Raw genomic sequence first — 13,368 nt, 5'->3', positions numbered from 1 at the left:
AGGGGGGACCCTGTGGGAGAGTAGGACGCCGCCGAACAATCATTGTGAAGAACCCCCGTCCGGGATACGGACGGGGGTTCTTTGCGTTTCCGGGGCAATTCCGGACGAGGGGATCAGCCGTAGATGCCGGCGTAGAGGTCCTGGATCTGGTCGGCGGTGGGCACGGCGGGATTGTTGGCGGGGGAGCCGGAGGCCAGGGCCTGCTCGGCCATGAGGGGCGTCAGGCGGGTCCAGGCCTCCTGGTCGATGCCGTGGGCGCGGGGTGTGGGCACGTCCAGGTCGTGGCAGAGGCCGCGGAGCGCGTCGACGAGCTTCCCGGCGGCCACCTCGTCGGCGTCCGCGGCGGTCGCGGCTCCCAGGGCACGGGCGCAGTCGGCGTACCGGCCGGGCGCCGCGTGCACCGAGAAGGCGGTCACGGCGGGGAACAGCATCGCGTTCGACAGACCGTGGGCGACGTGGAAGTGGGCGCCGATCGGGCGGCTCATGCCGTGCACGAGGGCGACGCTGGAGTTCGAGAAGGCGATGCCGGCCTGGGTCGCGGCGAGCATCATGGCCTCGCGGGCCCGAACGTCCGAGCCGTCGGTGTAGGCGGGGCGCAGGTGGCGGCCGATGGTGCCGATCGCGGTGAGGGCGAGGCCGTCGGAGAACGGGTTGGCCTTGCGGCTCACGTACGCCTCGACGGCGTGGGTGAGCGCGTCGATGCCGGTGTCGGCGGTCAGCCGGGGCGGCATCGACATGGTCAGCTCCACGTCGACCACGGCGGCGATCGGCAGGAACGCGGGGCCCAGACAGAGCATCTTCTCGTCCGTGCCGCTGTCGGTGATGACCGTGAACTGGGTCGCCTCCGATCCGCTGCCGGCGGTGGTGGGGACCGCGATCACCGGGAGCGCCGGGCCGAGGTTGACGCGCGGTGCCTTGTAGTCGCGCATGTGACCGCCCTGCACGCCGAGCAGGGCGAGGGCCTTGGCGGTGTCCATCGGGCTTCCGCCGCCGAACCCGATGACCGAGTCCGCCTCGTGGTCGTGCAGAGCCTTCAGTCCCGGGGCGAGGGAGTCGGTCGTCGGGTCGGGCACGGTGTCGGAGAACAGCCGCGGGCTGAGTCCGGCCTTGAGCAGGGCTGCCGTAAGGCGTTCCGCCGCACCGCTTCCGACCAGGTACGCATCCGTGACGAGGAGCGGCCGGCTCAGCCCCAGCCCCGCGATGACGTTGCCGAGTTCCTCGGCGGCGCCGCGGCCGACGCGCATGATCCGTGGCAGGGACAGGCTGGCAACCATGGAGAACCCCTCAACGCTGGGAGGAACTTGGGGAGGAACCTCGGAAGGAACCGGGGGACGGACGGCGGCCGGGTACGCCGGCCGGGAAGGTTCGACTGTGACCCCCGTGAGGTTGTGCGTTCAATCGCCAATCGTGCAGACGAGGTGTGCGGAAATGCAGATACGCTGATCGCGTGCGCTCCCGTTCCCGCCCGGTCGGTGATGATCCGGCTCCGGCTCCGGCGCAGGTCCCGCCCACGCGGACGGACCGTAGCGGTCTCGATCCGCGCAGACTCCGCGCGGACGACCTGCGTTACCTGCTCGCGGTCGCCCGTACGGGGCGTCTGGTGACCGCCGCCGAGGTGCTCGGGGTGGACCACACCACCGTGTCCCGCCGCATCACCGCACTGGAGAAGAGCCTCGGGGTGCGGCTGATGGAACGCGGTGCGGAGGGCTGGGCCCTGACGGACGCCGGGAAGGCCGTCTCCGCGAGCGCCCGCACGATCGAGGACGCCCTCGTCCGCGTCGTCGACGCGGTGTCCGGTCAGGACGCGCCGTCAATCCTCGGCACCGTCCGGGTCAGCGCCCCGGACGGCTTCGGCACCGTCTTCGCCACCCCGGCCCTGGCCCGGGTGCGCCGGCGCCACCCCCGACTGCACGTCGAACTCATCACCGCAACCCGTCAGTTGAACCTTCGCCCGGCCGGCTTCGACCTCACCCTGACCATCGGCAGGCCGCCGAGGAGCCGTCTGGTGACCGAGCACCTCACCGACTACGCGCTGGGGCTGTACGCCAGCGACGAGTACCTCGCGCGGTGCGGGCCCCCCGGCGAGGTCGCCGACCTGCGCGAGCACCCGCTGATCTTCTACATCGAGTCGATGCTCCAGGTCGGCGACCTCGACATCGAACGTCATCTTCCGGGCATGACACCCGCGTTCTCCTCCACCAACGTCTTCGCCCAGCTCGAAGCCACCCGCGTGGGTGCCGGGGTCGGTGTGCTGCCGGCCTTCCTCGCCGATCGGGCCGGGTTGCGGCGGCTGCTGGTCGACGAGGTCGACATCCGACTGCCGATCACGCTGGCCGTGCGACGGGAAGCGGTGACCCACCCCGCCGTCCGGGCCGTGCGCGACGCCCTGCACCACGAGGTGGCCGACCGCACCGCCGAACTGCTCCCGGGGGAGTCCGGCCGCACGCCCCGGTCGAACGCGCGCCTGCTCTGACGGGCGGCGGGGACGGGCGCCGGCGCCGGCGACGGCGCCGGTGACGGGTGACGGGTGACGGGTCCGACGGCACACGTGACGGGGGGTGTCCGGTAGGGCCCACCGACGTCAGTGCCGCGCGAGCGCGCAGGTCAGGAGCAGTGCCGGTGGCGCGCGGGACGCCCGGCGGCCACGAGAATGGTGCGGACGATTCCACGGAAGTACAGAGAAAGCGAACCCCCACATGGACCTCGGCGTGCGCTGGAAGCTGCACGGTGACGGGCGGACGCCCGCACCGGGAGCGGTCGTCCGCCCCGACGAACGACTCTCCTGGCCGCGGACGGCAGGGCTCGGCGCCCAGCACGTGGTGGCCATGTTCGGCGCGAGCTTCGTGGCGCCCGTGCTGATGGGGCTCGACCCCAACCTGGCGATCATGATGTCCGGCGTCGCGACCGTCATCTTCCTGCTGGCGACCCGCGGCCGGGTGCCCAGCTACCTCGGCTGCTCGCTGTCCTTCGTCGGCGTGGCCGCGGTGATCCGGGCGCAGGGCGGTACCAGTGCCACGGTCACCGGCGCCGTGTTCGTGGTGGGCGTGGCGCTGTTCCTGGTGGGCCTGGCGGTCCAGCGGTTCGGGGCACGGATCATCCACGCCGCGATGCCCCCGATCGTCACCGGCGCCGTCGTCATGCTGATCGGCTTCAACCTCGCGCCCGTCACCGCCTCGACCTACTGGCCGCAGGACCAGTGGACGGCGTTGCTGGTGATGTCGTTCACCGGGTTGGCCGTGGTGTGCCTGCGGGGCTTCTGGTCGCGCGTGGCGATCTTCCTCGGGCTGCTCTTCGGGTACGGGATCTCCTGGCTGTTCGACCGGATCTTCGGGAAGATCCACTCGGTGGACGCGAGCGGACAGCTCACCGACCACTGGCGTCTGGACCTGTCGGGCGTGGGCACGGCGGACTGGATCGGCCTGCCCGCCTTCCACGGCCCCTCCTTCCAGTGGTCCGCGATCCTGGTGGCCCTGCCCGTGGTGATCGCGCTGGTCGCGGAGAACGCCGGGCACGTCAAGGCGGTGGGGGAGATGACCGGTGAGACCTTGGACGACAAGCTGGGCACCGCGATCTCCGCGGACGGCGTCGGCTCCATGCTCTCCACCGCGCTCGGCGGCCCGCCGAACACCACCTACTCCGAGAACATCGGCGTCATGGCCGCCACCCGTGTGTACTCCACCGCCGCCTACTGGGCGGCCGCCGGCTTCGCGCTGCTGTTCGGAATCTGCCCGAAGTTCGGTGCCGTCGTGGCCGCGGTCCCCGGCGGGGTCCTCGGCGGCATCACCGTCATCCTGTACGGCATGATCGGCCTGCTCGGCGCGCAGATCTGGACCAAGTCCGGCGTGGACCTGCGCAACCCGCTGAACCTCGTGCCGGCCGCCGCGGGCATCATCATCGGGGTCGGCAACGTCACCATGACGTTCACCGACACCTTCAGCCTCAGCGGCATCGCGCTGGGGACCGTGGTCGTCATCACCGGCTACCACGTGCTGCGAGCGCTGGCGCCCGCGCACCTCAAGACGCAGGAACCCCTGCTGGACGCGGGCACCTCCTCGTACGACGCGGGCACGGAGGACTCCGGAGAACCCGGCGGGGCGCCGCCGCGCACCTGACCGCTTCCGCAGCGGCCTTCCGGGTGGCCTCGGCCGCCCGCGTCGTCGCGTCCGTGTGCCGTCCCGCCACGGCCGACGACAGGTGTGGGCGAAGCCCACGGCGTGGGCCCGGGGAGCCGGACCGGTGGAGTCCCGGTCGGTCAGCCAGTGTGCGCGGCCCGGTCGCAGTGCGGGCAGACCTTCCCGCTCCCGTGCCACTTGGGCGGGTACCAGGAGGAGCCGGGCTCGGCCGGGCGGTAGTCCACGGCCTGCATCCGTCGGGTGTCGGCGCCGCACAGGGTGGAACCACCGGGAGCGCCGGGCACGGACGGGTCGGCCCCGGCCGCGTGCACGGCGCGCACGCCCTCGACGTACTCGTCGGCGGCGCCGCCGAAGGGGGCCACCCGCTGGAGCTCCGGTTCGAGGAGCACGATGAGTCTCATCACCCCACCTTCGTGGTGAGGACGGCCGCGCGCACCCGTAACGCGCCCCGGGGAGGAGAAAGCCGGTCCCGGCCTCCTTCTCCGAAAGCGAAAGCGAAAGCGGGAGCGGCAGGGGCAGGGGCAGCGGCAGGGGCCGGTGAGGTCGACGGCGCTCTCGTCCGGGGAGCGCCCACGGCACCCGGGGGCCGCCGCCGTGACGCGGAGACCTTGCCCCGGTGCCCGTGGTCGGCCGGTGGGAGTGCCCGAAAGGGCCGCTGCCGGTCGGCCTGCTGGCCCGACCGGCCGTCAGGTGGTCGAATCGACGGATGCGTTCGGGCCGGCCGGCCCGGGCGGCGTCCGTTTCCGCCACTCATCCACCCGGGAGAGGCATGTCCTTTCTGTCCCACCACCGCAGGACCGCCGTCGGAGTCGTGGCCCTCACCACGCTCGCGATCGCGGGCGGTTCGGTCACCGCGAGCAGCTCGGCCGCCGCCGCGGGCAAGGTCCTGTGGACCCCCAGCACCAGCAAGGGCCCGTCCTCCTTCGCCGCCGTCCAGTGCGCGTCGGGTGACTTCGGCGTCGTCCAGGACTCCGCCAAGGGCAGCGTGTGGCGGGCGTTCCAGGCCGCGGGCGCGGAGCGCTGCGAGACGCTCGGCCCCGACCTGAAGGAGGGGGACACCTTCTACCTCGGCTGGTCGTCCAAGGTGGACATCCAGGACACGAACAGCCGTTACGTCTTCCAGCTCAAGTGCTCGCCGAGCACCGGTACGGCGAACCACCCGATCGAGATCGACGCGACGGCCGGGCGCATCCGCCTCCAGGAGTGGGACACCGAGCACGTCGCCCACACACTGTGGACCGCGCCGACCGCCAACAACCAGTGGCACTCCTACGCGCTGAAGATCCGCCTTGGCCGCACCGACGGCACCATCGACTTCTGGTTCGACGGGGTGAAGCAGTCCTTCACGACCGGCTCCGGCACCTTCAGGGGCACCACGTGGGACGGCACCCGCAACTACCTCAAGTGGGGTTCCTACCACCTCTCCTCGGGGGCCGCGACGAACACCTTCACCAGCCCGGTCATGGCGACCACGCTGGAGACGGCCACCGCCGGCTCGTGACGGACGGACCGCGCGCCGCGGCGGTCCCCGGACGGCGGCCCGCCGCCCGGGGAAGGCGGGGAGGCCGTCTGCTCAGTCCGTCCCCGTGGTGAGGCGGACGCGGTCGGGGTCCGCGCCGTGGAAGGTGGCGAGGGCCCGTGCTTCGGCGTGGACCTCGTCCCGTTCCGGGGCGGACAGGGGGCGCAGCGCGGCGACGGTGAGCTGTTCGTCGCGCAGGGTCCAGGTGGCGGCGACGCGGCCGTCGACGAGGACGGCGCGTCGGCCGGCGACGGAGAGGCCGAGGTGGGCGTCGTCGATGATGCGGCTGCGGTCCTGGTAGCCGAGGATCGCGTTGTCGAAGGCCGGGAGGAAGCGGACGGGTGCGGGGGTGTCCGGGTCCGGGCGCGGCGCGTCGGGCAGGTCGAGCAGTTCGCGGCCGCGTTCGTCGCGGAAGGTGACGAGTTCCCCGCGGACGGCCTTGACCGCGGCGGGCAGTCCGGCGAGTCCGCACCAGGCACGGAGGTCCGCGGTGGCGGCGGGGCCGTGGGCGGCGAGGTAGCGCCGGACGAGCCGGCGCCCGACGGGATCGCTCTCGTCGGGTGAGAGCGGCGGGATCTCGCGCCCCAGCCAGGCGGCCAGGGGCAGGTTGCGGACGCCCGCGGTGGTGCGCCACAGGCCGCGGGGCGGGAGCTGGGCCATCGGGACGAGGGCGGCGACGAGCACCTCGCCCAGGGCGCGGCGCGGGGGCGCGGGCCAGCGGGCCTCGACTTCCCTGACGAGTTCGGTCATGGTGCGGGGTTGCGCGTCGGCCATGACCGCCCTTCCTGCGGCGGCGAGTTCGTCCAGGTCGACGCCCGCGAGCTCGCGCCGGTAGGCGGCCGTCGACCGCTGGCGCAGCATGGCGTCGTGGCGTGCCCGCCAGGCCAGCGCGTCGTCGGCGGTGACGAGGTGGACGGTGCGGCGCATCAGGTGCGTGCGTACGACCGTGCGCCCGGTCAGTGCGTCGTCCAGGTCCTGTGGCCGGAACGCCCTCAGCCGGGACCACAGGCCCGTGAACGGTTCCTGGGGTTCCTGCGCCTGCAGGCCGCACAGGTGCGCCACGGCGTCGCGGACGGGCGTGTCCTCGCGCGCGAGCAGGTACTGGCGGGCGAGGGCGGCGCGGTTGAGGGCGCGGGTGCCGAGGACGGTCATGCGGTCTGCTCCTGGCGTCGGGTCGGGCGGTCGGGCGCCGGTCGGGTGGTCAGGCGGGCGGTCGGGCGGTCGGACGGGGTGTCCTCGACCGGCGGCCCGGTCATCACCGTGGCAGACGTGGCGGACAGGAGGTGTCCTCGACTCGGGTGCGCCCGGAGGCCGGGACGCCGCGCACCGGGTGCGCCCGGAGGCCGGGGCACCTCGCCCGGGGTGCTCCGGCCGGCTGCCCGAGGTCGTGGATCAGGTGCGGTTGAGGGTTCTGCTGATGCCCGAGATGACGGCGGTGGTCAGGAGCCAGCCGATGGCGATCAGGGTGTAGCCGAACCACTGCTGGGGTCCCGTCCAGTACCACGCGGTGCGCTGGCCGAGTCCGCCGATGGGGATGAGCAGGTCGAGCGTGTAGACGAGGGGGCTGAACGGAACGCTCTCGCCGCGCTTCACCTCGTGGGGTGTGCCCTGCCCGAAGACGAGGGCGCCGAGCAGGGCGAGTCCGAGGAGCCACAGCACGGCCTGCCAGGGGCGGTAGCCGTAGCCGACGGTGACGTCCAGCAGCCGGCTCCAGAGCCGGCCGGGCGGGCCGAGGGTGGGGCGGCGCCGGCGCTGCTTCGCGAGGAGGACCCGTCGGGCGTCGTCCTCGTGGCCGATCCTCCGGTACCAGGAGGCGAGTTGCTCGTACGCCTGGGGCGAGTATCCCTGGAGGCGGGCCAGCCAGGCCAGGCGGTCGGCGACGGGACCGGGTCCGGCGGCCGGGGCCTGGATCGAGGTGTAGGTGAAGCCGTCGAGGCGGGTGTCGGCGGGCCAGCTGTGCTCGTTGTCGTGCAGGACGACGGCCTGTGCGTCCTGAAGGTCGACCGCGCCGGTCGGTGGGGCGGCCGGGGTCAGCTGGAGGTCGCCGGTGGTGAGCCGGACGGCGGCCAGCGCCACGGCGCCGCCGTTCAGGACGGCGGAGTCCAGCGAGAGCCTGCTGCGGATCACCGCCCCGGGGAGCCGGATCGATCCCGTGGCCGTGAAGCCGTCGGAGAGGACGACGGTGGAGGCGGAGAGGTCGTCGCCGGTGAGCGCGTCACCGCCGGGGTTGTCGATGCGGGCCCGTTCCATGAAGAGACCGCCGTTGAACCGGGCACCGACCAGCCGCAGGCCCCCGCGGGAGCGGAACCCCTTGCGGGCGAAGCAGCCGCCCTCGATCACCAGGCCACCGGCCCACAGCGCCCAGACGTCCGGGCCGCGCGCCGGGTCCGGACCGCCGGCGGGGCCCGGCCCGGGGGCGGTGAGCTCCGTGGCGGTGAGGTGTGCTCCGCTGAGTCGCAGCTCGCCCGTGATGTGCGCCCGCGTGAGTGTGAGTCGCCCGTCGAAGACCGAGTCCTCGAAGAAGAGGTTGCCGTCGACCTTCAGGAGCCAGCCGTCCAGCCCGGGTATCCGGCATCCGGTCAGGGCGGTCGACCGCAGCGACGCGTCCCGCAGCACCACCTGCTCCTCGAAGTGGCAGCCCTCGAACCTCAGCTCGCACCCCGACACGATCCCGCCCAGGTCGAGGTGCCCGGTGACGCGCGCTCCCGTCAGGCGCAGCGCCCGTACCGGGCCGCCGGGTCCGGGGCCTGCGAGCAGTGCGGCCGTGATCGCCTCGGCGCGGACGGTGCGCCCGTCACCCCAGGCCGCCCCGCCGGCCGGGTCGTCCGCGCTCCCCTCACCGCTGCGCAGGTCGACCACCGAGCCGGTGGGGCACGCGTCCCACAACCGCCGTTCCGGTTCGCTCAGGTGCTCGTACGTCAGCATGCCGTCCCCCTTCGATCGTCGACCGCGTCGGGACCGCACCCTAGACGAACCCCTCGCAGCCGGCCCGTACGGGGCCGACGGGCCTACGGGTGTGCGGGTGTGACGTTCAGTGACGTACCCGGCGTACCCGGCGAAGCCGACGGGCCCGGAGGTATTCGAGGGCGAGCAGGCGAAGGGCGGCGGGCTTGGCCGGGCCGGCCGAGCGGTGCAGCAGGGCGGGGACGTCGGCGCGGGCGGCGGCGCTGGTCAGTTCCTCCAGGCCGATCATGCAACGGACCATGGGCCGGTGGGCGGGCGGGACGAGGCCGACGAGGGCGCGGCCCTCCACGAGGGTGCGGTCGACCCGGTCGAGCTGGTCGGTGATCAGCGCCCGGACGGCCGGGAGGTCGCGGGCCTGTTCCAGGTCGGCGCGGGTGACCCCGTGCCGGTCCAGGGTCTGCGCGGGGATCGTCAGGCGGCCGTCGGCGAGGTCCTCGGCGAGGTCGCTGACGAAGTCGAGCCGCTGGCCGGCGTCGATGAAGGTGCGGCAGGCGGCGCGGTAGGCCGTCTGGTCGCCGTCCGGGCCGAGCAGGGTGGCGACGACCATGAACGCGGGAAGCGAGTAGCCGTCCACGTAGTGCCCGTAGTCGGCCTCGGTGGCGAATCCGGCGAAGTCGAGGTCGGCGGCGGCCCCGGCGAGGTGCTCCAGTGCGCGGCCGTGCAGGGCGGGGTGTGCGGCGACGGTGTTCAGCAGCGGGCGCAGCTCGGGGTTGCCGGTCTCCCCGGTGGTGAGGCCGTCGGTGACCTCCTGCTCCCAGTGCGCGTACGCGCTCTTCCGGTCGTCGGGCGGCCCGCTGTCGAGCAGGCTGTCGGTGCGGTGCATGTGGGCGGTGGCCGCGATCACGTGCGGTACGAGCCGTGCCGGCAGGAGGAGTCCGGCGGCCAGCACGGCTTCCGGCTTGTACTGCCTGACCTGGCGGCGCTGTCGGCCGTAGTCGTCGCGCAGTGCGGGATCGGTGATCCCGGCGGCGTCCATCGCCTTCTCCCAGCTGCCCACTCGTGTTCGCCCTCTCCTCGGCCACCGACGCCCCGAGCGTAGACGGCGGCCCGGGCGCGGACGGCCGCCGCCCCCGCCCGAGCGGGCCGCGCAGAGGCCGTGCGGGAGGCGGCGTAGCAAGCGGCGCCGTCCGGGCCCGGTGCGTCGCAGGCTGCGGCGGGGGAGCGCGCGTGTTCATTTCGTGGTCACCTGACGGACCGGTGGCTTGCATCGGCACGAACTACCGGGTTCACCGGGTATGCGATATGACTGGCCCTCATCATCTGATCGTCTGCGGTGTTCACCGTGTGCGAATCTGAATTCAGAAAGAGTGATTGTGGACAAATCACCTGTGAGGGCCGTTGTGCCCTCCCTGGTCGGTCTTCTGCTCGCCGCCCTCATACCGGGAACGGCGGCGGCCGTGGAGCCGCCCCCGTCCGTCTGGGTGGCGAGCGGCTACGACCACGTGTTCTCGGCCTCTCCCGCTCCGGATCGTCCCACCCGCGCGGTCGGGCTCTTCGCGGCCCGCAACGAGACCCAGGCCGCCCAGATCGCGGTCCGCTCCGGCCACCGGCTGACGGGGGTGCAGGTGGTGGCCGGCGACCTCGCCGGGCCGGCCGGTGCCACCATCCCGGCGTCCCGGATCACCGTGAACCGGGAGTACAACCACCCGCGCGTCGCCAAGGTCACTCCCTGGAACGGCATCGGGCAGCCCGGCTACCAGGAGCCGCCGGACGGCGGGACCAGCTACTACGACGCCCTGGTGGAGAACACCCCGTACGAGCTGGCCCCCGACACGACGCAGCCGTACCACTACAGCGTCGCGGTGCCCGCCGGCCAGGCTCCCGGTACCTACACCGGCAAGGCCACCGTGCAGAGTTCGGACGGCGCGGTGGACGTCCCGGTCTCGGTGACGGTCTACGACGCCGCGCTCCCGCCGGTCAACCGGTCGACGCTCCGGATGAACAACTGGTTCACCTCGGTCGGCTGGGACTACGGCTGGACCGCGCAGGACATCCGCGCGCAGTACGGCGTCGAGGACTACAGCGAGGGCTGGTGGGAGGTCATGAGGAACTTCGCCGCCAACCACGCCAAGCACCGGAACAACGTGATCTTCGCGGACTTCCAGGCACTGGCGATCCCGGACACCACCCTGGTCGACGGTCAGTACACGTTCACGTGGCAGAACCTCGACCGGTTCCTCCAGCTCTTCCAGGACGCCGGAGCCCTCCAGTACATCTACACGCCGCACCTGATCGAGGGCAGCGGCAACGTGCTGGAGCAGCTGGTCGGTGACGGCCAGGGCGGCGTCAGGAAGGCCGACGTCCTGATCGACACGCCCGAGCGCAGGGCGGCGAGCGCCGTGTACCTCGACACGATCCTCGCCTCGCTGAAGGCCCACCTCGACACCAAGTGCCTGGACGCCGGGCCCACCTGCGCCCCCGGCCGGCGCTGGAGCGACGTCTTCTACATGAGCGCCCTCGACGAGCCGGGCGGCAACCTGACCGACCAGAACGTGACCTCGCCGTGGGTCTACCAGCAGTTCCGCAAGCACTTCCCGAGCGGCCTGACCAACGAGGCCCACACCACGGCCGTCCCCACCATCGACGCGTCCCTCGGCACCGTCACGCCGCTGCTCAACAGCGACTACGACGCCAACGCCGGCTACTACCAGAGCCTGCGGCTCGCCGGGAAGGAGCTCTGGCTCTACCACTCCAGCTCGCCGACGGACAACCACCTCAACCGGTTCATCAGCTACCCGCTGTCCGACTCCCGGCTGACGCCCTGGATGGTGGCGGCCGTCGGAGGCACCGGCTACCTGCACTGGGGCTGGAACCACTGGACCAACCCGAACACCTACGCCGCCGTGAACACCTTCGACGACTGGGAGACCGGCGACAACATGCTGGTCCGGCCCAACGCCGGTGACGCCACGCACCGGAAGTACGAGGTCTACGACAGTGTCCGCAGTGAGGCCCTGCTGGCGGGCATCCAGGACTACGAACTGCTCCACCAGCTCGCCGCCACCAAGCCCGTGCTCGCCCGCGCCCTGATCGGCTCGCTGATCACCGGCACCACGTCGTTCTCCACCTCCGGTACCGAGACCGACCACCGCCACAAGCAGATCCTGGACGCGCTCACCTCCACGGCCCCCGACGCCACCTTCCCCTTCGCCGACGACTTCTCCGGCGGCACCGACGGCGAGTGGCGCCACACCAGGGGCATCTGGTCGGTGACCGCCGACGGCGCGTACGTCCAGAGCGACCCGCTCAGCGGCTGGGAGACGACGTCCGCGGTGGCCGGCCGCGCCTACCGGGACGCCGCGGTCTCCGTCGACGTCCGGATCACCGGGGTCGACGCCAACGACGGTGGTGACACCAACTGGGCGGGTCTCACGCTGCACAGCCAGAACCCGACCGACACCCAGACCGGCTACCTGGTCGGCCTGCGCAACAACGGCACGGTGTTCGTCCACCGCAGCGGCACGACCCTCGCCACGGCCGCCGTCCCCGGGTACGCCCCGGGACGGACCGTCAGCCTGCGGGTCATCAGCCAGGGCGACACCCTGCGGGTCTTCGACGGCGCGACGCTCCTGCTCACCGTCACCGACGGCAGCTACCCGGTGGGCAACGTCGCGCTCGCCACCGGCCACGCCGCCGCCCGGTTCGACAACGTGCGGATCAACCCGGGGACCAACCCCGCCGAGGGCGCCGTCGTCACCGCGTCCAGCTCCTACGAGGCGGACGGCTGGGGCAGGGCCGCCGCCACCGACGGCCGCCGCGGCCTGGCGGACGGCAGCAAGGGCTGGAGCAGCATCGACAACCTCGGTGCCGACCACACCGAATGGGTGACGGTCGACCTCGGCTCCACCCGGCGGACCGGCCGCGTGGACCTCTACCCGCGGGCCGACGGCGACGCCACCGGGCAGGGCTTCCCGGTGGACTTCACCGTGCAGGTCTCGGCCGACAACGCCACCTGGACCACCGTCGCGTCCCGGACCGGCCACCCGAAGCCCGACGCCTCGGCGCAGTCCTTCGCGTTCCCGCCCGCGGACGTCCGCTACATCCGGGTGACGGGGACCAAGTTGCGTACCGACCCCCACGGCAACTACCACCTGCAGTTCGCCGAGATCGAGGCCGGCGGCCGGGAACCGGCCCTCGGCCGACCGGTCACCAGCTCCAGCTCCGTGGAGTCCTCGGGCTGGAAGCGCAGCGCGGCGACCGACGGCGTGCTGAACTCCGCGCTCGGCTACTCGATGGGGTGGAGCAGCGCCAAGTCCCCGACCGCGACCGCCCACGAGTGGGTCACCGTCGACCTCCAGGGTGCCAACGTGCTCAGCCAGGTCAGGCTCACCCCCCGCACCGACGGGGTGAACACCGGACTGGGCTTCCCGGTGGACTTCACCGTGCAGGTCTCGGCCGACAACGCCACCTGGACCACCGTCGCGTCCCGGACCGGCTACCCGCGCCCCGGGGCGGTGAGCCAGGACTTCGCCTTCACCCCGGTCACGGCCCGCTACGTGCGGATCACCGGTACCCGCCTGAGCGCCGACCAGTTCGGCGACCACTACCTCCAGCTGGGCGAGATCGGCGTCGGCTGACCCCCGGCCGGCGGGCCGCCCGGCTCGTCGGACGGCTCGTCGGACGGCCCGTCGCCCGGTTCGTTGCACGGCCTCGCCGGGTCGAGCCGGTCCACGCGCAGGTCGACGCGGGACCAGCCGTCGGCCTGACGGTCCGCGTCGTCCGGGGTCGGCAGTTCCTCCACGATCGCGATGC

At 72.7% G+C, this 13,368-nt stretch carries 9 protein-coding genes and 1 pseudogene; 4 read left to right on the top strand and 6 right to left on the bottom strand.

Annotated features, from left to right (window positions below):
- Positions 1-113: 113 nt before the first annotated feature.
- Positions 114-1,274, bottom strand: coding sequence for an iron-containing alcohol dehydrogenase (locus ABZY91_RS39120; protein WP_355408653.1), 1,161 nt, complete (start codon positions 1,272-1,274; stop codon positions 114-116).
- Positions 1,275-1,447: 173 nt separating this feature from the next.
- Between ABZY91_RS39120 and ABZY91_RS39115 the strand changes: the two genes are divergently transcribed.
- Positions 1,448-2,473, top strand: coding sequence for a LysR family transcriptional regulator (locus ABZY91_RS39115; RefSeq protein ID WP_355408651.1), 1,026 nt, complete (start codon positions 1,448-1,450; stop codon positions 2,471-2,473).
- A 223-nt stretch (positions 2,474-2,696) separates the two neighbouring features.
- The gene (locus ABZY91_RS39110) at positions 2,697-4,112 is read left to right on the top strand and encodes a solute carrier family 23 protein (RefSeq protein WP_329879800.1); all 1,416 of its coding nucleotides are present in this window, start codon (positions 2,697-2,699) and stop codon (positions 4,110-4,112) included.
- Positions 4,113-4,252: 140 nt separating this feature from the next.
- Here the strand turns inward: ABZY91_RS39110 and ABZY91_RS39105 are convergent, their stop codons facing one another.
- A complete protein-coding gene (locus ABZY91_RS39105) occupies positions 4,253-4,534 on the bottom strand; it encodes a hypothetical protein (RefSeq protein WP_329879802.1) in 282 nt (93 codons plus the stop codon).
- Between the two features lie 368 nt (positions 4,535-4,902).
- Here ABZY91_RS39105 and ABZY91_RS39100 point away from each other — a divergent pair, with 368 nt between their 5' ends.
- Positions 4,903-5,634 (top strand): heparin lyase I family protein, encoded by a 732-nt coding sequence (locus tag ABZY91_RS39100; protein ID WP_329879804.1) that lies wholly within the window; start codon positions 4,903-4,905, stop codon positions 5,632-5,634.
- A 72-nt stretch (positions 5,635-5,706) separates the two neighbouring features.
- Here the strand turns inward: ABZY91_RS39100 and ABZY91_RS39095 are convergent, their stop codons facing one another.
- The 3 genes from ABZY91_RS39095 to ABZY91_RS39085 all read right to left on the bottom strand — a co-directional run bounded on the left by ABZY91_RS39095 (position 5,707) and on the right by ABZY91_RS39085 (position 9,613).
- On the bottom strand, positions 5,707-6,804 hold the full coding sequence (locus tag ABZY91_RS39095; protein WP_355408648.1) for a winged helix DNA-binding domain-containing protein: 1,098 nt from the start codon (positions 6,802-6,804) through the stop codon (positions 5,707-5,709).
- Positions 6,805-7,044: 240 nt separating this feature from the next.
- Positions 7,045-8,577 carry an oxidoreductase gene (locus tag ABZY91_RS39090; RefSeq protein ID WP_355408646.1) on the bottom strand — a complete coding sequence of 511 codons (1,533 nt, stop codon included), beginning with the start codon at positions 8,575-8,577 and terminating at the stop codon, positions 7,045-7,047.
- Between the two features lie 106 nt (positions 8,578-8,683).
- Positions 8,684-9,613, bottom strand: a complete 930-nt coding sequence (locus ABZY91_RS39085) for a squalene/phytoene synthase family protein (protein ID WP_355408644.1) — start codon at positions 9,611-9,613, stop codon at positions 8,684-8,686.
- A 331-nt stretch (positions 9,614-9,944) separates the two neighbouring features.
- On the opposite strand from ABZY91_RS39085, the gene ABZY91_RS39080 reads away from it, so the two are divergent.
- Positions 9,945-13,193, top strand: coding sequence for a discoidin domain-containing protein (locus tag ABZY91_RS39080; RefSeq protein ID WP_355408642.1), 3,249 nt, complete (start codon positions 9,945-9,947; stop codon positions 13,191-13,193).
- On the opposite strand, the pseudogene ABZY91_RS39075 reads toward ABZY91_RS39080, so the two are convergent.
- Positions 13,160-13,368 (bottom strand): annotated as a pseudogene (locus ABZY91_RS39075) (hypothetical protein); the annotation flags it as partial. The gene ABZY91_RS39080 and the pseudogene ABZY91_RS39075 overlap by 34 nt on opposite strands.

Origin of the sequence: Kitasatospora sp. NPDC002965, assembly GCF_040611255.1 — a bacterium.
Classification (GTDB): Bacteria; Actinomycetota; Actinomycetes; order Streptomycetales; family Streptomycetaceae; genus Kitasatospora.
This window is presented reverse-complemented; position numbering and strand designations above follow the sequence as displayed.

Coding starts and splice junctions, on each gene's coding strand:
- ABZY91_RS39110 (WP_329879800.1), top strand. CDS start 2,697: ATGGACCTCGGCGTGCGCTGGAAGCTGCACGGTGACGGGCGGACGCCC.
- ABZY91_RS39105 (WP_329879802.1), bottom strand. CDS start 4,534: ATGAGACTCATCGTGCTCCTCGAACCGGAGCTCCAGCGGGTGGCCCCC.
- ABZY91_RS39095 (WP_355408648.1), bottom strand. CDS start 6,804: ATGACCGTCCTCGGCACCCGCGCCCTCAACCGCGCCGCCCTCGCCCGC.
- ABZY91_RS39090 (WP_355408646.1), bottom strand. CDS start 8,577: ATGCTGACGTACGAGCACCTGAGCGAACCGGAACGGCGGTTGTGGGAC.
- ABZY91_RS39100 (WP_329879804.1), top strand. CDS start 4,903: ATGTCCTTTCTGTCCCACCACCGCAGGACCGCCGTCGGAGTCGTGGCC.
- ABZY91_RS39120 (WP_355408653.1), bottom strand. CDS start 1,274: ATGGTTGCCAGCCTGTCCCTGCCACGGATCATGCGCGTCGGCCGCGGC.